Consider the following 21,752-nt stretch of genomic DNA (forward strand, 5'->3'; position numbering starts at 1 on the left):
TTTACGTATGTGACAAAGTTACATTTGTAACTTGCTGAAATACAATAATAAAAGATGATTTGCCAAAATTCGATAGTCACTTGGTATAAATTAAGCTCTCTTGTAACTATTCAAAATTGATTTATAGCTAATATAACGCAAGCCCTATACCAAGGTTTTAAATATTAGTTATACGGAGTAAATCATGGCACATGGATATAGTTATACGTTAGGTACACAAGCATATCAATTCAAGAGCTTAGCGCAATTAATGGCTAAAGCTACGCCACAGCGCTCAGGTGATAGACTAGCGGGGGTTATTGCACAATCGGCACAAGAACGCGCAGTAGCACAAATGACCTTGGCCGAAGTGCCGCTTAAAACATTTTTAAATGATGTGCTTATTCCCTACGAACAAGACGAAATTACACGCTTAATAATTGATGAGCACGATGCAAACGCCTTTAAACTTATCTCGCACTTAACCGTGGGAGATTTTAGAAACTGGTTATTAAGTGACTATGCTACACCTACTGTACTTGCAAGTGTTAGGCAAGCTATTACCCCTGAAATGGCCGCTGCAGTAAGTAAAATAATGCGTAATCAAGATCTTATTCTCGTTGCCAAAAAGTGCCACGTAAAAAGTGCGTTTAGAAATACCATAGGTTTGCCAGGGCATTTATCAACACGTTTGCAACCTAACCACCCAACTGATGACATAAACGGTATTGCTGCCTGCATGCTCGATGGCCTTTTATACGGCAATGGCGATGCGGTTATAGGTATTAACCCTGCCACCGACAACGTAGCTCAAGCCATAAAGCTGATGAAGCTAATGGATGATGTAATTCAGAAATACGAAATTCCAACTCAAAGCTGTGTGCTTACCCATGTAACTAATACCATAGAATGCATAGAAGCGGGGGCACCGGTGGACTTGGTTTTTCAGTCAATTGGCGGTACAGAGGCTACAAATTCAAGCTTTGGTTTTAATTTGAATACATTAGCTGAAGCGCAAGATGCTGCGCTGAGCTTAAAGCGTGGCACGGTTGGCAATAATGTAATGTATTTTGAAACCGGGCAAGGCAGCTCGCTTTCGGCCAATGCGCACCATGGGCTTGACCAACAAACTTGTGAGGCACGCGCGTATGCTGTAGCGCGTAAGTTTGACCCTTTATTAGTTAATACCGTTGTCGGCTTTATTGGCCCTGAGTATTTATTTGATGGCAAAGAAATTACCCGCGCAGGGCTTGAAGATCATTTTTGTGCCAAGCTTTTAGGCATACCTATGGGGTGCGATGTGTGTTACACCAACCACGCCGAGGCCGACCAAAACGATATGGATAACTTACTCACCTTACTAGGCGTTGCGGGTTGCTCGTTTGTAATGGGCATACCAGGTTCTGACGACATTATGCTTAACTACCAAACCACCTCGTTTCATGATGCGCTCTATGTGCGACGTGTTTTAGGTTCGCGCCCCGCCCCTGAGTTTGAAGCCTGGCTAAGTAGGATGAAAATTATGGAAAATACTGCCGAGTCCATTTTATCAAATACCTTACCAAGTGCCTTTGTTACGCCTTTAAAGGCAGTGCAAGGAGGGATGTAATGAAATCTGTAGAGCCTATAAATATAAAAACACGTAATTATAAAAGTAACGGTAAAGTGGTAGAAAACCCATGGCGTGATTTACGTCGTTTTACGGATGCGCGAATAGGCCTTGGCCGCGCAGGTATTAGTTTACCGACATCTGAAATGTTAGCGTTTCAGCTATCGCATGCTCAAGCGCGCGATGCGGTTAACTTTCCGTTAGACATTGGCGAAATGACAAAATCACTAAGCACTATTAATGGGCTGTGTGATTTAGGTAAACCTTTAAATGTACAAAGCGAAGCTGCCGATCGTGTTACGTATTTGCAGCGCCCCGATTTAGGTCGAAAGCTAAACGAAGCAGGGCGAAACACTCTTTTAAACACGATGCAAAGCAGCGCACAAGCGCAGTATGATTTAGCTATTGTAGTCGTTGATGGGCTTTCGTCGCTGGCGGTACAAAAAAACGCCGCGCCATTTATCACCGAGCTTTTAAAGCAGCTTCCCACTGAGCCATCACCTTACAAAATTGCGCCAATTACCTTAGTAATGCAAGGCCGCGTGGCAATTGGTGACGATATTGGCGAGCTGCTGAATGCGCAGGTTGTAATGGTATTAATTGGGGAGCGCCCTGGGCTTAGCTCCCCCGACAGCCTGGGCCTTTATTTAACGTGGGCGCCAAAAACGGGGCTAAACGATGCGTGTCGTAATTGTATTTCGAATATTCGCCCTGCAGGGCTTAGCTACTTTGAGGCAGCCCGAAGAGCCGTATATTTATTGCAAGAGGCAAAAAAGTGCGGGCTTACAGGGGTTAATTTAAAAGACCGAACACAGGATGATGTAATAGAGCACCAGGTTCAAACCACTAATTTTTTAATCGCGGAATAAAACCATAAAAAAGAGGTCAAAATGTCTAATAACAATAAAGAGTATCTTGCACAAAGGCAGTTAAAAAGTGGCACAGCGGGTTGGTTATTGCTTGCAGGGCTTGGGGTATCGTATGTAATTTCGGGAGATTTTGCTGGCTGGAATTTTGGTATAGCAGAAGCCGGTTGGGGCGGCTTTGCAATTGCTGCCGTGTTAATGGCAATAATGTATTTAACACTAGTGCTATCGCTTGCTGAAATGTCGGCCGCTATTCCTGCGGCGGGTGGTGGTTACAGTTTTGCGCGCCAAGCAATGGGGCCTGCAGGGGGTTATTTAACCGGTCTTGCGGTATTAATTGAATACGCACTAGCACCTGCTGCTATTGTTATATTTATTGGCTCGGCGGTTGAGGCATTAACAGGGTTTAATGGCCCGTGGGTATATGCACTGTTTTATTTAACCTTTGTGGGAATTCACTTAGCGGGTGTGGGTGAAGCGTTAAAAGTGATGATGGTGATTAGTGGCCTGGCTGTACTGGCAATTATTGCCACCGCCGTGACGTTAATTGCTAATTTTGATGCGGCTAATTTGTTCGATGTGGCGGTAACCAATGCTACAGGCGCAAATAAATTTTTACCGCTTGGTTGGTATGGTGTGTGGGCTGCGCTTCCTTTTGCTATGTGGTTATTTTTAGCAGTAGAAGGCGTACCGCTTGCAGCCGAGGAAGCGAAAAACCCAGCTAAAGATGTACCTAAAGGCATTATTGGCGCTATGTTATTTTTATTATTTACAGCACTACTGGTTGTTGTATTAGTGCCTGGCGCGGGCGGTGCACAAGCCATGGGCTCAAGTGCTGTACCGCTAGTAGATGCGCTTAATGTAACGGGTAATAAAAGCTTAGCGACTGTAGTAAATGTTTTAGGGTTAGCGGGTCTAGTTGCCTCGTTCTTTTCGATTATTTATGGTTATAGCCGTTTAGTGTTTGCGCTTTCGCGTGCGGGCTATTTACCGCGTTCGTTATCAATTACTACAGCGCGTAAAGTCCCCGCACGTGCGTTAATTGTACCCGCTATATTTGGTTTTATTGCATCACTGAGTGGCGAGGGCGATTTAATGCTCGCTATGGCGGTGGTAGGTGCGACGGTATCGTATGCATTAATGGCGCTGAGCCATATTATGCTACGTATTAAGCAACCTAATTTAGATCGCCCTTATAAAACGCCAGGTGGCGTGGTTACATCGGGTATTGCGTTAGTGTTATCGCTTATTGCATTAACGGGTGTGTACGCGTTTGACCCTCGTGCATTTTTGTATACGGTCGTGCTCTTTGTGATTGGGGCAGCTTATTACTTTGGGTACAGCTCAAAACATTTGGTAGCTAAAAATGCAGATGAAGAATTTGCAATGCTAGCCGATGCTGAAGCAGATTTAGCCGCCTCAAACTAAATGGGTTAACAAGAGGGTAAAAGCGTTGCTTTTAAAACGCCAGCAAGCTGCGCGTCTACAGGAGTCATTAAGCTCTGCTGTTAAGGCTAGCTATGGGCGCGATATTATATCGCGCTTGTAGAGTTTAAACCCCTTTGTGATTTATTAATTTTTAATACAAAAATGCACAAAGAGAAAAGAATGAGGAGTAAATGAGAAGTGAAACTTGTAGGCGTGAAGCTTGCTCGCGCAAGATTTTAGTTATTTCTCTAAAAGCGAAGTGTCTCTTAACCTCTTTGTGATTTATTGATCTTTAATACAAAAATGCACAAAGAGAGGAGAATGAGGAGTAAATGAGAAGTGAAACTTGTAGGCGCGAAGCTTGCTCGCGCGCGATGCAAGTTACTTTTCTAGGTATTCACCTTCGCTTCTCAGTGGTGAAACAATCACTTTATACCTCGGTTAAAGCGTCGCTTTTAAAACGCCAGCAAGCTGCGCGTCTACACCCCTCATTTAACTTATGCGGGTTACTTTTACTTTTATTTTACCTGCATTAGCGCCGTAAAAGCGGCTTAAGTCGTTGGCAAAGGGGCAAAACTCACCGGATTTAGCTACTTTTATGTCACTGCCACCAGCAATTTCAAACAGGTGTTCATCGTTTTGATTTATAGCACCTACTAAAGAAAACCATTGTGCGCGAGGAAGTCGTCTAAATGGTTCAAGTAATGCTATGGGGATTTCTTTCACACCTAATTGCACGTTATCGCGATGCCACCCGCTGGCAGTGCACTTTACGCCATCGTCGTACCAAAACTGGTTTGGATAAGGCGTAAAGCGATACGTAGCGCCTTGCTCAAGCATTAAACCGGTGGTGTTATATTGCTCTGAGGCAAATACCATTACATCTTGGCTTTGATTAATCCCAAGCACGCTCATATTTTGGTTAGCGAGTGCAATGTGGGGGCTTAACCCGACAAAGCTTAATGTTGTGCCGTCGTTATAACTCATTTTGTAATGACGTTTTTTAAGCGATTCTGGGCGATAACTGGTTAGTTTATTAATCCGTGTAGCCACGCTTTGGTGAACTAATGGCTCAAGGTTGCTTGCTTCGTTATCAATCAGTACACAACACTCCCTGTCGACCAATTTAAAAATGGAATTAAACCAAAAGTAATTTTGCTGATGGCTTAAAGCCAGAGGATCGGGCGTTACGGTTACATCGTCTTGGTCAACTAATTTACTGCCAGGCAATAAGGTTTCGTAGTCAATATCGTGGCTAGTTAATAAACTAATTTTAAGAGGTTGCTCAATTAACCATTCAAGCGCATAGCGCAGGCAAATATCAGCTAGGCCATCGCGGTAATAACCACCGCCAATATCTGAATGCGCCCCTGCAAACCAAAGCTCGGTAATATTATTTTGATGGTTCATTAGGGTGGGTTCAAATGCGCGGCGTTTTTCATCAAGTGCTACGCAGTGCAGTGCCTGCGAAATATTTTTGGCAATGGTGTGGTTTTCAAAAATAACATGCTGGGCACCGCGTGTTGCTTTACTGACTTTTGATAAACCAATTGAGGCCACGGTATCAAATACACATACGTAAACATTATCGCTAATTAAAGGCTCTAGGATTTTTGCAAAACGCCGAGCAAGTGCGCCGCCCCGGCTAAAACCGGTAAGTAAAAGGGTATCGCCTAGTTGGTAATGCGTTTTAAAATCACGCATGGCTTGATTTAAAATACTGGCAACATCGTCACCACGTGGCGCTAAAGTTTGGTTTAAAATACGTTTTAGGCGGCTTCCTTTGGTGCCAATACCTTGATAATAAAAACTAAGCTGGTTTGTAAATGGGGTGGTGGGGGAGTCATCGAGCTTGCCGCCTAATAATAAATGCAGCTTAAGAATATTAGAAATACTACTGTCTTCTTTAAAATGATCTGAACTAAATTGCTCTGCATCGCGAGGCTCGCCCCCGGTACCATCAAAATTAAAAATTAGCGTTTTACCCGTCATAGCCCTAATCCTTTAATTGTTTTAAATACTCTACACAGGCAATGTTAAATATTAAAGACATTAATTTAGCTATATAGCACGCTAAGGGCATTAGCGTGCTTAGCGGGTTATTTAGTGATTATCAAACATATAATGATTTAGCTCTGTGCCTTGGGCAGGCTTAAGCGCTGGTTTTAGCTGAATTAACTGCTGATAAACCTCAGGGTAAAACATTTTTAATCGTGCTACACGGGCTAAGTGGTTTGGCTCAAACTCTTTTACAAGTTGTAGCGCTAGTGGAACGTTTTTGCTTAATTTCCCTTGGTGATAGCTTTGTTCTAGCGCTAGGTCGAGTATATCTACGCCCAGCTTTTTTGTATCAGAGGGTATTTTATTATCAATTAAAAATTGCACTATATCGTTTGAGGCAAACATTGCTTGAAGGTATACGTCGCGGCCATACACGTCGGTAATCGAAAAATCAAAACCAGCGTGTTTTAGTTTTTGCCATTGACCAAGTGGAAGTTTGCTCAATCGTAGTAAATCACTCGGTGGCTTAGGTTCTACTCGGCTTTGCCAAAGAGTGATTAAATCATCAGGTTTTAACAGTAATAAAGAAAAAAGCGTATCCGTTTCGGCTTGAGTTAATACTGTACTAAGGCTGTACTCATACGCTTTTTGGTATTGCTCTTCAGATAAAAATTCGCTAAATGTGCTTTGGCTTCTACCGTATGAATGCTGATTGTTTTGTGAAGCAAACCAGTAGTTAACTAAAACAGGGTCTATTGCGTGCAAAATGACTGGGGTGTTATCACCGTGCTCTTCATTTGCATTCCAAACTTGATTGTAAGCTTGCCTTATATCAACTAACTGTTCGGCGGTTTTTAACTCTTTATGTAGATCATTACAATTGTTACTACGCGCTTGTAGCTCATTTTTTTGTTGTTCTAGGTCTATTAAATAAGTAGCTATGGCAGAATTATCGTTAGTTGTTATTTTAGGTAACTCTACATTGCTTATTCTACCTATAGGGCTAAAGTAAGCGAATTGCGTAGGGTTGTCCTGCTTATTAATATAGGCACCTTGCTGGTAAATAAAGTCATTTACAAAAAATACCCCTTGGTTATTTAGGTCGTTATTCGCATTGCCGCTATGTGCCTTGTAACCACGCTTTTTAAGATAGTCCAAAAGCTGGGTGTGTTTAGTATCTAATGGGGCTAGGGTTAAGTTGCCGCTTTTTGGCAGGTTTACAATAGCTACGTCTAACCCTGTAAATAAACCAGGCTCGTTGGTTGGCGTAATCCCTTTTGTTTGCAGTGCTTTTACAATGGGTAAATTGAATTTACTGACCGCAATATCAGCTAAGTTATATAAAACAGTGTTTTGTTCGTATAACGGCAAGGCATCTAGCGCGGGAACTTGCTGTAAAAGGGCAATAATATATTCATTAGGTATATCATTTTTTATAGCGGTAGCCACTTCATTCACTGTAAATTGGTTAGATGAAATAGCTTGCTCAAACTCTTTAAGCGAGAGTTTGTCTGCGTTAAGTACGAATAATGTTGCTGGGGATATTACCTCACTGCCCTCAACTTTAATAAACGATTGCACATAAGTTGTAAATGTATCGGTGTTGCTTAATAAAGCGTAAAGCGTTTCTTTTTGTACATTTTCATCAACAGGCAAGCTAATAGTAAGCCCCGGTGGAGCCGTGCTACTGTTGCCTAAATCTTTGAGTAGTTTTTTTACTTTGTCGTTGGTGAGGTTTTTAATTGCTTCAATACCTTGCCAATTAGCTAACCCGTTTAAAGAGTGAGTAATGTTAAGTTGCTGCTTTTGCTCAGCAACAATGGCGTCTTTTAAAAGGGCAATGTATGTACGTTGATTAAGCTTTGATAAAGTTGAATACTTTAAAAGCGTGGATACCGATGCCCCTTTTTTGAGTTCACTTACAAAAAATGAAACAAGCGACTGATTCAAGGTTTGTATTTTAGTACTTTGTTGTTGTGATTGTTCTCTGCACAGACTAATTTGCTTTTTTAGTTTATTAACTACCTGTAGGGGTGAGTCCTCACTTGGCTTCTTTTTATTAACTGTACTGGGCTCAGTGGTGGTTGGCTCCACTTTTTCAGTGTGCCCAACATCTTCAAAATGAGGTTGAGTTTGGAAAAAATAAACGGCCAAGGCAGTGATTGTTACAATCCCGAAAAGTACTTTTTTCATTAGCGTCAATCCCTTGAATTCACAAATATATTTATCTGCATGGTACTCTTTTAGATACGCATAAAGCAAAAAAGCTTTAAGAAATAATACTATCTCTTAAAGCTTTTGATTACTTAGCCGTTGTGTTTATGGATTAATGCAATTTCATTTTAGGGCGCACAACACGTAGTACTTTTTCGCTTATCCACAACGCAAAGGTTTTTGCGCTGCCGTGAATGGCGCGCTGGTGCATACGATACAGCGATATATACATAAAGCGAGCAATTTTACCTTCTATAAAAAAGGTATTGCTGGTTAGGTTACCCATTAAATTACCTACCGTACTGTAGCGCGATAAATTAACGAGCGAGCCATGGTCGCTATATTTAAAGCCACACAAAGGCTGTTGTTTTAAAGTCGCAATGAGGTTTTTTTCTACACACAGCGCCATTTGATGCGCCGATTGTGCGCGCGGTGGAACGAGCTTTCCGTCTTCTTGGGTAAAGGCGCAGCAATCACCAAGTACAAAAATGCTTTCATCTACAGTGCTTTGTAAAAACTCGTTAACCTTAATTTGGTTGCTACGGGTAAGCTCAAAAATACCTAAATCTTTAATAAAGTCAGGCGCTTTTACCCCAGCAGCCCACACCATTATATCGGCGTCTATGTGTTCTTCGTCTTTTGTTATAAAGCCTTGCTCGGTGGCTTCTTTAACCTGTGTTTGTTCTCGTACGTTTACACCTAGCTTTAATAATTCGCGTTTTGCGCTATCGGCAATGCGCTCGGGCAGGGCGGGTAAAATACGTGGCCCCGCTTCAATTAAATGGATATGTAAACGCTTAGACGACATATTTGTAAGGCCGTAAAGCTTTAATAATTCAGATACATGGTAAAGCTCTGCTGATAGCTCAACGCCGGTTGCGCCACCGCCCACAATGGCAATATTTAATGATTGCTGTTGGTTATCGTCTTGATGCAGGCGAGTAAAACTGTCGAGCAGTGAATGCTGAAAACGCTCAGCTTGCTGGTTTGAGTCTAAAAAGTAGCAATGATCTTTTATTCCTGGGGTATTAAAGTCGTTACTTACACTGCCTATGGCAATAACAAGGTGATCGTAGCGTACGCTACGCTTTGGCAAAATAGTGTGGCCTAGTTCATCAAGATGCGGCGCGAGGGTAATGGTTTTGTTGCTTTGGTCTATGTCGCAAAATGTACCAAGCTGAAAATTATAATGATGTTTTGCAGCGTGGGCCGAATACACAACGCCATCTAAATCGGGGTCAATAGAACCTGTCGCTACTTCGTGTAGTAACGGCTTCCATATGTGGGTACGGTTTTTATCGATTAAAAGAATTTCGGCTTGTTTTTTCTTCCCTAATTTATGCCCTAATTGTGTTGCCAGCTCTAGTCCGCCTGCGCCACCGCCAATAACGACGATTTTAGGTTTAGTTATATTCATAGCAATGCCCCGTAAAAATAATATACCCAAATAATCTGATTATTCTTGTTGAAAATCACTTGGGTATAAAATTAAGTCTGCTTTGAAAGCTGTTGAGCATCTACAGTGTATTTTGCGCCTAAATAACGGCTATGTCAGCAAAAAATACTGAATAAAGGCATATAAGTTATACTCACTTTCTTATCGTTTAGCTGTGCAGTTAAATTGCTGTTAAAAAAAGAAGTATGTTTCAGCTTTAGCGGGGCAACACCCGCGTTGGTTAGTAAGTACTTAAATTAATTAAGTACTTACTTGGTAATTAATTAATGATTGTGAGATTGAGTAACATCCCTTTTAGCTCCGCTTGTGCTTCTTCGTTTAACGGCAATAGAGGTTTTCGTGGTTCGCCAACATCAAATCCTTGTAAGGCGTATCCAGATTTTATTGCGGCAGCAAGCCCTGATTTAACAATAAATTCTAAAAAGTTATATTGCTGATAAAATAGAGCTCTTGCTTTGTTATTGTCATTAGCTTTTACAGCTTCGTATAATTGCTTTGGTTTATTAGCGATTAAACATGGTGCTGCGGTACACCAGCCAGCAGCCCCTGCTACTAACGCATCAAGCGCTAGGTGATTACAGCCATTAAAAAATGGCACTGTGCCGTTAGATAATTCGTAAATCTTGTGCATGCGTTGTATGTCACCTGTACTCTCTTTGATCATAGTTGCATGAGGAATACTTTCAACCATATGCAGCATAAACTCTGGTGACATATCAACCTTGCAAGTAGCAGGGTTGTTGTAAATCATAATGGGGAGCGGTGTTTCATCAGACACACGTTTAAAATGTGTGAATATTTCATCTTCGTTAAGAGGGTAGTAAGAAAAGGGTGAAAGCATGATTGCATTTGCGCCGATATCATGTGCGTATTTAGCACGCTTTAATGCTTGTTCTGTTGTTAGTTCTGCAATACCTATAATTACAGGCACTCTGCCTGCAATATATTTAACTGTGTAGTTTGCAACGTTTTCCCACTCACTTTGACTTAAATAGGCCGCTTCGCCAGCGCTACCTAAAGCTGCAATGGCATCTACTTCAGCCTCTAGTAAAGTATCTAAAATAGTTTTTAACTTATTAAAGTTTATTCCTTGACCATTATCATGAAATGGTGTGATTGGATAACCTATGATCCCTGATAAATTCATTTTAATACTCCTAAATGCAGTCGTTATGGTGTTTTAAAGCTTGTCGTGTGTAATACGCAAAATTCACTTGGTTACGTTTTTCTGTTGAGACCCAATCATGGGCTTCTTGTGCTAAATTCTCGGGGAGTGGTTTAATTGTTCCGGCAGCCATAGCAAGTAATTGTAGTTTTGCGGCTCGCTCAATTAAAATGGCAAGGTTACACGCCTCTTCAATTGTTTTTCCTATGACTAGTTGGCCATGATGAGCTAAGAATAACGCTCTGTTTTTACCCAATGCTTTTGAGATGAGTTCACCTTCTTCGTTACCAACAGGGACACCTGGCCAGTGGTCAACAAATGAACAGTCGTTGTATAGCCCACAGGTATCCATTTGAGAAATTGCCAACGGCACTTCCAGCATTGAGAGTGCCGCTATATGCGTTGGATGTGTATGGATTATACAATTTACCTCAGGGTGCTCTTTGTATATCCAAGTATGAAAACGATTTGCCGGATTTGCCATTGCATTAGGCTCTAAAGGCTTCAGGTCGTGATCAACTTCTATTAAATTCTCAGCGGTAATTTCGTCAAACCCAAGCCCAAACCTCTGGGTTAAGAATGTTTGGCTTATAGGTAAACGGCTGGTAATTTGACCGGCTAACCCTGAGTTATGGCCTTTATCGAATAAAATTCTGCATGTTAAAGCCAGTTTTTGCCTATCTGTAAATTGGCTGTCTTCTATAAGGGTATTCATGTTTTTCTTGGCTATTTGCATGAGTGCGTGTTTAGTTGCATTTGCTGTTTTCACCTAATCTCTCCTGTGGTTATGTTTTGACATTAACGTAAAGGTAGCGTTAGGCTGGATTAATAATAAGAACCAGATATGTTATTTATATAGGGCCAGCTGTGAGGGTGTATGTTAAGACCTTGGGATATTAAATTTTCGTTTGAAGGCAATAATGCAAAAACACTTCACTCTAAGTTATTGAATTGCTTAATAAGTGATATAAAAAGAGGGCGATTACTACCTGGGAGTATGTTACCTGGCACCCGTACTTTAGCTAAACAGCTAAATATAAATCGAAAAACAGTACAGTATGTGTATGAAGAGTTAGAAGTGCAGGGGTGGTTAAAAAGCAAAGTTAGGCGTGGAACCTTTGTAGCTGAATCTTTACCTGAACAAACTTTGTCAGACGCAGATAGTAAATTAGTTAGTAGCACTGTAAAAACTAAAGCCCCCTCTGATTTAACAGAAGAGCTATATATTGAGGCTTTAGCGCAGGCAAGCTGTATAACAACAACTAATGATGGTACCCCTGATGCGCGATTAATTCCTTATGAGTTATTAGCCAGAACATATAGGCGCATATGTGTAAATTTAAGCCGACGATCAAAGCTTGGTTATGGAGATCCTAGAGGGGCATTAGAGCTAAGAATGTCATTACAAAAAATGGTTTCAAGTGATCGCTATATAAACTGCTCAGAGCAAGAGATATGCATTGTTAGAGGAAGCCAAATGGGTATTTATTTAGCTTCAAGGGTACTCGATCCAACAAATGGCGCCATTGTTATGGAAGAGCTGTGCTATGCACCTGCTCAAGCTACTTTTGAAGCAAATGGCTTTAAAGTATTGAAGTGTAAGTTAGACAAAGACGGACTTAATATCGAACACTTACAAAAGTTAATTCGTGATAATAAAGTGGCTGGCATATATGTTACACCTCACCATCAATACCCAACCACAGTATGTTTACCAATGGAACGAAGGTTGGCTCTACTTCGCCTTTCAAAGTGTCACCATTTAACCGTAATAGAAGATGACTATGACCACGAATTTCATTACGAGACAAACCCCATACCACCATTAGCAAGTTTACCAAATTCCGAAAATGTTGTTCACATAGGATCTATGTCTAAAGTATTTGCTCCTGGATTAAGGCTTGGTTACATCGTTTGTAGTACGGAGTTGATTCAGCGCGCAGCACAAGAGATAGTACTTATAGATAGGCAAGGAAATACAATCACAGAGCATGTTGTATCTGACTTAATGGAGACAGGCGAAGTTAAAAGGCACATAAGAAAAGTAAGGCGGGAATATAGGCAAAGAAGAGATCATACCGTCAATGAGTTTTCGCGTATTTTTGGTAGCAAGGTATCGTTTGATATTCCTACCGGTGGGTTGGCTATTTGGGTTGATATATCTAAAATGACAAAAGGAAAAGACTTATCCAATTTTAAGAGTAACGATTCGATTTTGAGTACTTTTTTTAATAACGCTCAGCAAACACCAACTCATATCCGCTTTGGCTTTGGATCGATAGATAAAACGGAAATTACTCATTCGATTCAATCACTTTACGCGACTTTAGTTGATGAAAAATAAGGCACTAATTCTTAATATTATTTTTACATAAAAAGTATGGCTGAATATAAGTTATAATCGCTTAAACCCATTTTATTAGCCGCTGTAATACTAAAAAGGATATTTATGACCACGCCATTAATTACATCACTTGAGCAGCATTTTGGTTTTAGCCAATTTAGAGCAGGGCAACAGCAAACCATTGAGCAGCTTTTAAATGGGCAGTCGTCACTGGCTATATTTCCTACGGGGTCGGGTAAGTCGTTGTGTTATCAGTTAACGGCTATGCATTTACCCAACTTAACTTTGGTGGTATCGCCTTTACTTGCCTTGATGAAAGATCAAATTAGCTTTTTAAATAGCAAAGGTATTTACTCGGCAAGCCTTGATTCGAGCCAAGATCAAATGCAAAGCAGCACCGTAATGAACGATGTGCGAAATGGTAAAATTAAAGTATTAATGGTGTCGGTGGAGCGTTTTAAAAACGAGCGCTTTAGAGAGTTTATAAGCCAAGTTGCGCTGTCTATGCTGGTGGTAGATGAGGCGCACTGTATATCGGAATGGGGCCATAACTTTAGACCCGACTACCTTAAACTACCGCGATACCGCGAAGAGCTAAATATTCCACTGGTATTATTGCTAACCGCTACCGCCACTAAAAAAGTAAAACGCGATATGAGTGAGCGTTTTAATATTGCCCCTGAGTGTATTGTACAAACGGGCTTTTACCGCGCTAACCTCGATTTAAGCGTACTAAGTGTAAAAACAGCTGATAAAAACACTGAGCTTACTAACATAGTGCGTGCGCAAAACGGCCCAGGAATTGTGTATGTAACGCTTCAGCAAAGTGCTGAGCAAGTAGCAAACACGTTAAGTGCGCAAGGTATACAGGCGGTTGCATATCATGCAGGGCTTGAAGATACGCTGAGGTGGCAAATTCAAGATGATTTTATGGCGGGTAAAATTAACGTAGTAGTAGCAACTATAGCCTTTGGTATGGGCGTTGATAAATCAGATATTCGCTTTGTTATACATTACGATTTACCAAAATCAATTGAAAACTACAGCCAAGAAATTGGCCGCGCAGGGCGCGATGGTAACCTATCAAACTGCTACACCCTAGCTAATTTAGATGGCCTAAACACAGTAGAAAACTTTGTGTACGGCGACACCCCAGAGCTGAGTGGCATTGAATATGTTATTAACGATATTAAAGCCCAGCCCCAGCAATGGGAAATGCAAGAATACAGTTTATCGAGCGAAAGTAATATTCGCCAATTAGCGCTTAAAACCTTGTTAGTACAACTAGAAATGCAAGGCGCAATAACGCCGCAGTACGCCTATTACGCTGATTTTAAATACAAGTTTTTGGTTGATAAAAACGAGCTACTTAGCCAGTTTGACGAGCAGCGCCAAGCCTTTTTAACGCAAATATTTAGCCATACCGATTTTAAAAAAATATGGGGTACGCTTAATTTTGACACCCTTACCCAAGCCGCGCAGGTTGACCGCAAACGCGTAGTAGCCGCGCTAGACTACCTAGCCGAAAAAAACCTAATAACCCTTGAAACCAAACGTATTACCCAAGTTTACAAAGTGCATAGTGAGGTTATAAATAACCCTGAGCTTGCAAAACAATTACACAGCTATTTTAGTGAAAAAGAACAAGCCGAAATTAAACGTATAGCTGCATTGGTACGCTTTTTTGAGCTACAAAGTTGCTTAAGCTATAACTTAGCGCGATATTTTGACGACCAGAATGCGCCAGCGCAATGCGGGCATTGTAGTGCATGCCGTGGTAATGCTGTAAAGCTTGAGTATTCAATAGAGCCTGCTCACATTGCCGATGACATTATTTATCAAAAAGTGGATGAGTTTTTAGCGCACATGGCAACAAAAGGCATTCACAGTGTAGGTATTGAAACCCAGTGCCGCTTTTTAGCGGGCATGAGCGTGCCGTTATTTGCACGTAACAAAGTACGCCAACTGAGCGGCTTTGCGCTTTGCGAGCAAATGCGCTACAGCGATATAAAAGCAAAACTACTAGCGCGCTAATTTATAGCTATTTAATGCAATTGGTATGAGTTCCTGTATCCTAGTGGCTTACTCTTTTTTATTAAGTCACTATGCCTAACACTGTTATTCCAAGTAAAACTATCTTCTCTACACCTGAGCCTGTAACCTGCGCTAATTGCCAAGCATGTTGCTGCCAATTAGAAGTGCGCATAGTGACCGACACGGGCGTGCCTTTTCAATACATTGATTACGATAAGTGGGGCAGCGAAGTAATGAAACGAGGTGACGACGGTTGGTGCCAGGCACTCGACCGTAACACATTAATGTGTACCATTTACGAAAACCGCCCACTTACGTGCCGCGAGTTCGAAATGGCCTCAAACGAGTGTATTACTGAGCGCGAAATAGCGGGTATTTAATAAATATACGCATACAACAAAGGGGCTTGAAAGCCCCTTTGTTGTATGCGTTAAAAAATTACTTCACTTTAAAGTAACTAATGTATTGTTTTAATGTTGTTGAAAGGTCGGCAAGTGCAACGGCTTTTTGCGCATTGTTATTAAGCGATTGGCTGGTTTCTTGCGACATATTGGCAATTTCTTCAACGCCTGAACTAATTTGTGCAACGGTTGCTACTTGGTTTGATGTGGCTTCTACAATTTCAAGCACATTACTTAATGAGTCGTTGGCTTGTTGTTGTATCTGGTTAAGCAGCTCATTTGCCTCGTGGGTTAGAGTTAAGCCATTTTCTACCTGCGGTACGGTGGTTTCCATAGCGGTTACCGACGCTTGCGTGTTTTCTTGCACTTGTAAAATCATTTTTTCAATGTCGCCGGTCGCATCGCCTGTACGTTGGGCAAGCTGCCTTACTTCGTCGGCTACAACAGCAAAGCCTCGGCCAGATTCACCCGCTCTTGCTGCTTCTATTGCCGCATTAAGTGCTAATAAATTTGTTTGATCAGAAATACTTCGGATCACACTTAATATATCGCCAATGTGTTTTACATGTTCTTGCAGCACATTTACTTGATTTACAGTGGCTTTAACCGTTACGGAAATTTGCTCAATTTCGGCTGCCACCTTTTGCACTGCAATACTGCCTTGCTGCGATAATTGCGCGGTTACCTTTGAGTTATCTTCAGTTTGTTTAACAGAGCCTGCAACTGCGTTTATACTGCGGCTCATGTCTTCTAAGCTACTTACTGCAGAGTTTGTGTAGGTAACCTGCGCATCGGCTGCGCTAAGTGCTTGTTGCGAGCCAGAGGCAACGCTTGCAGAATGGGTAGAGAGCTCATCAGATGAATTAATAATGCTATCTACAATGGTTTTTAATTTACTTTGCATAACGGCTACTGAGGCCATCATGCTATTTGGGCAGCACGAATCTACATTTGCAGTTAAATCGCCTTGTGAGATTAACGCTATTACTTTAGCGGCTTCTTGTGGCTCACCACCTACCGAATCTCTTATACGCAAACTAATTACGTACGCTACGCTTGCACCTATTAAAATAGCGAGCGCGGTTAATGTAATCATCCATACTTCAAAGGAGCTAGCTACTTCGCGGGTTTCAACGGTTGTGGCCTGATTTGCTTGCTCTTGTAAATCTATAAACTGGTTTATAGTGTTTAACCAAAGCGTAAATGCAGGGCGGGCATCGGTTAATAAAATACGCGACGCCTCATTTAAGTTCTCGCTATTTTTAGCATTAATAACCGCTTTAATATACGGCTGCGTTTGTTGTTCTATTTGGTTAATTTTAGTTATTAACGCGCGCTCTTCGCTGCTCATTTCACTCACTAAAGCACGCATAGCACGACTTGAGGTTTGATAAAATGCATCCAGCTCTTTTATATCAGTTAACACTGTATTTAATGTGCTTTGCTCGGTTATTAAAGCTACATCTCTAAGTGCTATAGCACGGTCGTGTACGCTACCTCTAAAGTTAATTGCGTAACGCTGTTTTACTGAATTTACGTCGGTCATATGCGTTATGTTGCTATTAATAAGGCTTACTCGCGATATACCAATCACAGTTAAAATAAGCATCATAGCTAAAATAATGCCAAAGCCCGTTACTAGGCGCATGTTGATTGTCATAGTTATTTTCCAATTTAAACACTAACCAAAGGTGATTAATGAGGCATTTATAATAATAAGAATATTATGCACCAAAAAATGTGCATTTAAGCAATAATAGACCGGTAATTGTTAATTTATTTTACAAACTTTATTGGGAGGAGTGCATCGGTTGGGAATCATTAAAGCAGATGTATTAAAAAAGGGGCTTAAAAAGCCCCTTTGGTTTATCTGTGTTTTGTACTTAATCGTATTTAGCTTCTAGTTCATTAGCCGTATGAAACTTCTCATGGCTTTGTAATTGCTCGTCGTACTTTACAAGGTGTTTAAAGTGCGCAAGCTGGCCTGAGTTTTTAACTATTTCTACAATAAACGACATCATAATATCGGCACCAGTTAAGGTGTCGCCTACTAAGTAACGTTTACCTTGCAGTCGGTCGTTAAAGTAGCTAATTACTTTAACGGTTTCTGCGTCTGCGTAATTTTCTAAAAAGGTTGTTTTAGCGCCATCTTTTAAAACAAACATTTTAAGTAATAGCGGTAAAATAGCTGAGCTTTCAGCAAAGTGCAGCCATTGCTGATAATCTACATATTCAGCAGTGCCTGCCTTTGGCGCAAATTTTCCGTTACCGTACTTAGTAATTAGGTAATCGGTAATGGCGCCAGATTCGGTAACGATTAGGCCATCGTCTTCAATAACAGGCGATTTACCTAATTGATGAACTTTTTTAAGTTCGTCAGGTGCTAAAAAAGTCTCGGTATTGCGCTGGTATGCCACAATTTCGTAATCAACATCTAGCTCTTCTAAAAGCCAAATAATGCGTTTAGAGCGTGATTTATTTAAGTGATGAAGCTTGATCATGTCAGTCCTTGTTGGCGTTACTGCGTGTGCAGTAACGCTTTGTAAAATTTAAAGAGGCTCGTTAATTTTAACCACGGTTTTACCAAAGTTTTTACCACTAAGCATATCGTTGAATGCGCTTACAGTGTTCTCAATACCTTCTACCATGTGTTCGCGGTATTGTACTTTGCCTTCTTTAAGCCATTTTTGCATGTCTTGTGCAAATTCGTCGTAGCGATGGCCGTAATCGTCAAAAATTATAAAGCCTTGCATTTTAATACGCTTAGTAAGCAATTGGCCCATTAGCATACCCATACGGTCAGGCCCATCAGGCAGGCTGGTAGAATTATATTGCGATACTAAACCACATAGTGGAACACGGGCAGCTTTATTGAGTAGAGGCAATACGGCATCAAACACTTTGCCGCCCACATTTTCGTAATAAACATCTATGCCGTTATCACAGGCTTTTTCTAGCTGGTCTGCAAAGTCATCGGCTTTGTGATCAATACAAGCATCAAAGCCTAGCTTTTCAACTGCGTGGCTACATTTTTCACTGCCACCAGCAACGCCTACCACTTTACAGCCTTTAATTTTAGCTATTTGGCCAACGGTTGCACCAACCGGCCCTGTAGCGGCGGCTACTACAACAGTTTCACCTTCTTTAGGTGCGCCAATATCAAGTAAGCCCATGTAAGCGGTAAAGCCTGGCATACCTAAAATACCCAGTGCATACGAAGGGTTCTCTGGCTCTTTACCTAATTGCATTAAGCCTTCACCATTACTAATGGCGTAACTTTGCCAACCAGTGTAGGCAAGCACCCATTCACCTTCGCTAAATTTATCGTTTTTAGACTCTTCTACTTGGCACACGGTAGCGCCTACCATTACATCGCCTACATTGACCGGATCGGCATACGATTTAGCATCGCTCATGCGGCCACGCATATAAGGGTCAAGTGAAAGGTATATAGTACGTAATAGTACTTCGCCATCTTCAAGCGCTGGTAAATCTACTGATTTCAGTTCAAAGTTTTCATCGGTAGGGGCGCCATGCGGGCGTGATGCTAAAGTAAGTTGACGACTAGTCGCAGACATAAAAATCTCCTTTTGGGTTAACCCACTTAACGAATGTTTATGCGTTTAATAACCTAATTGGCATAAGCAATAATGCGCGCTAAGCAGTATATGTATGTACAAATTTGTACCTTATAACAGGAGTTTTGGGCGGGGGGCTGTTAATTCAACCTTTACAGAGTATTTATTCTAAATGGTTTATTTTAGCTTGCTAAAAATATGGCTATCGTAAAATACACCGTCTTTATAAATAGCTTGTTTTAGTATGGCCTCGGCTTCAAAGCCGCATTTAGTCAGTGCCTTTATTGAGCCAGTATTGCCAGCAAACACAGCGCCGAAAATACGGTTTAGATTCGAGTTTTTAAAGGCCTCATCGCAAATTTGTGTAATTGCGTGAGTTATTATTCCTTGCCCCCAAAAGTGACTATTAAGCCAATAACCAATTTCGCCACTGCGGTTGTACTCAAACTCTCCGGACGTTATGCCAATGCACCCTGCAAATTGCTCATTTACAATAATGGCTTTAATAATCCCATTTTTAGCGCCTTGATTTATCCACCAATCGGCATCGGCTTGCGTATACGGGAACGGAATTTTAGACGATAGAAAACGCGTAACCTGTTCATCGTTTAAGGTTTTAATAATGTGTGGTGCGTCGTGCGGTTGAAAATCTCTTAAGGTGATCATAGTGGTAGTAATTTATGAGTTGAATACAGGGTAACTTAGCAATCATTTAAACCGTGTACAATCATTAAAATTAGCCACTTTAGCGCTATAACTTTGTTTTAAAGTACTCTAATATAAGCAAAATATGATACCTGTTTAAGATACCTTTATGCACCCACACATAGCCGCCCTTTATAATAGTGCCCAAAAACCAAGCCGTTTAATTATAGGTTTAATGAGTGGTACCTCGTTAGATGGGCTCGATGTAGCACTGTGTAAAGTAACGGGCGCAGGTATAAATACGCAAATTGAAGTTTTAAATTTTACTACCGTTGAATATAACAACGAGTATAAAACTAGAATAAAGCAGGTATTTGCCAAACGAGAGTGCGATTTAGAACTAGTAACCTTACTGCATCCGTGGGTAGGTAAACTCCATGGCGATATGGTTAATCAGTGCTTACATACTTGGCAGGTAAAGCCGGCAAGTATTGATGTAATAGCCAGCCACGGGCAAACCATTTACCACTGCCCCCAGTCGCAGCATAATCATAAAAGCTTTACTAATGGCACATTACAAATTGGCGACAGCGACCAAATAGCCGTTACCACCGGCATTACAACAATTGGCGATTTTAGGCAAAAACATATAGCAGCTGGGGGCGAAGGCGCACCGCTTGCGGTATATGGCGATTACTTATTTTTTGCAAACCCCAATGAAAACCGCATTTTATTAAACATGGGAGGCATTGCTAATTTAACGTTTTTACCTAAAAGTGGTGATGCAAATAGCGTATTTAGTAGCGACATAGGCCCAGGTAACACCATTATGGATGCGTACGTACAGCAGCATTTTAAAGGCATGCACTTTGATGATGACGCAAAAATAGCAAAAGCCGGTAAGGTAAATATAGCCTTATTAAATGCATTGTGTAGCAACGACTTTTTTAAACTTGAGCTGCCTAAAACAACGGGGCCAGAGGTATTTAATTTAGTGTATTTGCAAGCTGCTCAGCTGCAAACAAATACACAGCACTTAAGCCATGAAGATGTAATGGCTACTTTAAATATGTTTAGCGCGGCGGTAATTGCAAATGCGTTAAATGAATGCGGGCAAAGTGCTAAAGAGTGTGTGGTGTACGCAAGTGGTGGCGGTATTCATAACCCGTTATTAATGGCGCACCTTAATGCGCTGTGCCCAAGTATAAAAGCGTTTAAAAATACCGATGATTTAGGCATAAACCCTGATGCAAAAGAGGCTGTGTTATTTGCTATTTTAGCAAACGAATGCCTGGCCGGTGAGCAACAACACCTAAATAACACTGCGCAGGGTATTGTTGGGGTGACTATGGGTAAAGTCAGTTTTGCTGATTAAGCTTTTATAAATTCGTATATCAACACATTAAAAAAACGAAAATAAACTTGAACTCATATTACGAAAGTACTTTTTAACGCCGTGAGGCTTAACTTGGCTTTTAAGCTGCTGTTGTTTTTTATAACCTGCCTCAAATGCAGTTACTTGCATATCAAACTGCAAACTATTTTTTAAAGTGGCGTTTAAGCCGTGCAGCATTAATTGCATTACCAAGCAGTGGCTTTGGGTAATTTTACTCAAGGTTAAATACACATAACCACGCTCTAAATCGGCATTAGTGAGTGTTTTTTCACTAATGTATTGTGCATCACGCGCATTGGGATACGTTGCGCTCAACGAAATAATATCGTTTTCGTGGGCGTCGTCGGGCAATACGCATTGCAGCGTTATTTCATGCATAGCACTGGCTTGCAAGGTTAACTGCTCGTATTCCATTGTGTGGCCCATCGCCGCAGAGAGAGGATCTTCAAAAGACTGTAACGCAAATGTGAGTTGCGTCATTGGTGTGCTCATTTACTTCAACTTCTTAGATTATAAAAAATACAGTTCGAGTTTAAATTATCACCTATTTTGATTGCAGTTTTATGACAAATTGCACTTAACCGGATAATCGCAGTTTTTAGATCAAAAAGATCGTTATTTGTGTTCTTTCTTATT

At 41.1% G+C, this 21,752-nt stretch carries 17 protein-coding genes; 7 read left to right on the forward strand and 10 right to left on the reverse strand.

Annotated elements, in window-relative coordinates:
* Nucleotides 1–184 precede the first annotated feature (184 nt).
* The 3 genes from CWC17_RS11380 to eat are packed head-to-tail and all read left to right on the forward strand — an operon-like array spanning nt 185 to nt 3,882.
* Nucleotides 185–1,588 (forward strand): ethanolamine ammonia-lyase subunit EutB, encoded by a 1,404-nt coding sequence (locus tag CWC17_RS11380; RefSeq protein WP_138612947.1) that lies wholly within the window; start codon nt 185–187, stop codon nt 1,586–1,588.
* Entirely contained in the window at nt 1,588–2,457 is an 870-nt protein-coding gene (gene eutC, locus CWC17_RS11385) for an ethanolamine ammonia-lyase subunit EutC (RefSeq protein WP_138542606.1), read from the forward strand. The genes CWC17_RS11380 and eutC overlap by 1 nt, the downstream gene beginning before the upstream one ends.
* Before the next feature lie 21 nt (nt 2,458–2,478).
* The gene (eat, locus tag CWC17_RS11390; RefSeq protein WP_138612948.1) at nt 2,479–3,882 is read left to right on the forward strand and encodes an ethanolamine permease; all 1,404 of its coding nucleotides are present in this window, start codon (nt 2,479–2,481) and stop codon (nt 3,880–3,882) included.
* 492 nt (nt 3,883–4,374) lie between these two features.
* Here the strand turns inward: eat and CWC17_RS11395 are convergent, their stop codons facing one another.
* The 5 genes from CWC17_RS11395 to CWC17_RS11415 form a co-directional block, all read right to left on the reverse strand.
* Nucleotides 4,375–5,874: a phospholipase effector Tle1 domain-containing protein gene (locus CWC17_RS11395; protein WP_138612949.1), complete on the reverse strand. Its 1,500-nt coding sequence runs from the start codon at nt 5,872–5,874 to the stop codon at nt 4,375–4,377.
* Between the two features lie 111 nt (nt 5,875–5,985).
* Nucleotides 5,986–8,076 carry a cupric reductase gene (locus CWC17_RS11400; protein ID WP_138612950.1) on the reverse strand — a complete coding sequence of 697 codons (2,091 nt, stop codon included), beginning with the start codon at nt 8,074–8,076 and terminating at the stop codon, nt 5,986–5,988.
* 133 nt (nt 8,077–8,209) lie between these two features.
* A complete protein-coding gene (locus tag CWC17_RS11405; RefSeq protein ID WP_055020170.1) occupies nt 8,210–9,514 on the reverse strand; it encodes an NAD(P)/FAD-dependent oxidoreductase in 1,305 nt (434 codons plus the stop codon).
* Between the two features lie 298 nt (nt 9,515–9,812).
* Nucleotides 9,813–10,700, reverse strand: coding sequence for a dihydrodipicolinate synthase family protein (locus CWC17_RS11410; protein WP_138612951.1), 888 nt, complete (start codon nt 10,698–10,700; stop codon nt 9,813–9,815).
* Between the two features lie 10 nt (nt 10,701–10,710).
* The gene (locus tag CWC17_RS11415; RefSeq protein WP_138612952.1) at nt 10,711–11,487 is read right to left on the reverse strand and encodes an aldolase; all 777 of its coding nucleotides are present in this window, start codon (nt 11,485–11,487) and stop codon (nt 10,711–10,713) included.
* A gap of 108 nt (nt 11,488–11,595) precedes the next feature.
* Here CWC17_RS11415 and pdxR point away from each other — a divergent pair, with 108 nt between their 5' ends.
* The 3 genes from pdxR to CWC17_RS11430 all read left to right on the forward strand — a co-directional run bounded on the left by pdxR (nt 11,596) and on the right by CWC17_RS11430 (nt 15,476).
* Nucleotides 11,596–13,062, forward strand: a complete 1,467-nt coding sequence (pdxR, locus tag CWC17_RS11420) for a MocR-like pyridoxine biosynthesis transcription factor PdxR (RefSeq protein WP_138612953.1) — start codon at nt 11,596–11,598, stop codon at nt 13,060–13,062.
* Between the two features lie 105 nt (nt 13,063–13,167).
* Complete coding sequence (locus CWC17_RS11425; RefSeq protein WP_138612954.1) at nt 13,168–15,096, forward strand: RecQ family ATP-dependent DNA helicase; 1,929 nt, start codon at nt 13,168–13,170, stop codon at nt 15,094–15,096.
* A gap of 71 nt (nt 15,097–15,167) precedes the next feature.
* Complete coding sequence (locus CWC17_RS11430; protein WP_138612955.1) at nt 15,168–15,476, forward strand: YkgJ family cysteine cluster protein; 309 nt, start codon at nt 15,168–15,170, stop codon at nt 15,474–15,476.
* 58 nt (nt 15,477–15,534) lie between these two features.
* Here the strand turns inward: CWC17_RS11430 and CWC17_RS11435 are convergent, their stop codons facing one another.
* The 4 genes from CWC17_RS11435 to CWC17_RS11450 all read right to left on the reverse strand — a co-directional run bounded on the left by CWC17_RS11435 (nt 15,535) and on the right by CWC17_RS11450 (nt 19,741).
* Nucleotides 15,535–17,157 (reverse strand): methyl-accepting chemotaxis protein, encoded by a 1,623-nt coding sequence (locus tag CWC17_RS11435; protein WP_138612956.1) that lies wholly within the window; start codon nt 17,155–17,157, stop codon nt 15,535–15,537.
* A gap of 223 nt (nt 17,158–17,380) precedes the next feature.
* Entirely contained in the window at nt 17,381–17,998 is a 618-nt protein-coding gene (locus CWC17_RS11440) for a glutathione S-transferase family protein (RefSeq protein ID WP_055020174.1), read from the reverse strand.
* Between the two features lie 48 nt (nt 17,999–18,046).
* Nucleotides 18,047–19,075, reverse strand: coding sequence for an NADPH-dependent curcumin/dihydrocurcumin reductase (curA, locus tag CWC17_RS11445; RefSeq protein ID WP_138612957.1), 1,029 nt, complete (start codon nt 19,073–19,075; stop codon nt 18,047–18,049).
* 177 nt (nt 19,076–19,252) lie between these two features.
* Nucleotides 19,253–19,741 (reverse strand): GNAT family N-acetyltransferase, encoded by a 489-nt coding sequence (locus tag CWC17_RS11450; protein WP_138612958.1) that lies wholly within the window; start codon nt 19,739–19,741, stop codon nt 19,253–19,255.
* Between the two features lie 148 nt (nt 19,742–19,889).
* Between CWC17_RS11450 and CWC17_RS11455 the strand changes: the two genes are divergently transcribed.
* Complete coding sequence (locus CWC17_RS11455) at nt 19,890–21,095, forward strand: anhydro-N-acetylmuramic acid kinase (protein WP_138612959.1); 1,206 nt, start codon at nt 19,890–19,892, stop codon at nt 21,093–21,095.
* Nucleotides 21,096–21,122: 27 nt separating this feature from the next.
* On the opposite strand, the gene CWC17_RS11460 is transcribed toward CWC17_RS11455, so the two are convergent.
* Nucleotides 21,123–21,608 carry a hypothetical protein gene (locus tag CWC17_RS11460; RefSeq protein ID WP_171042087.1) on the reverse strand — a complete coding sequence of 162 codons (486 nt, stop codon included), beginning with the start codon at nt 21,606–21,608 and terminating at the stop codon, nt 21,123–21,125.
* Nucleotides 21,609–21,752: the final 144 nt, after the last annotated feature.

This window comes from Pseudoalteromonas sp. S3785, assembly GCF_005887365.1.
In the GTDB taxonomy this organism is placed as follows: Bacteria; Pseudomonadota; Gammaproteobacteria; order Enterobacterales; family Alteromonadaceae; genus Pseudoalteromonas.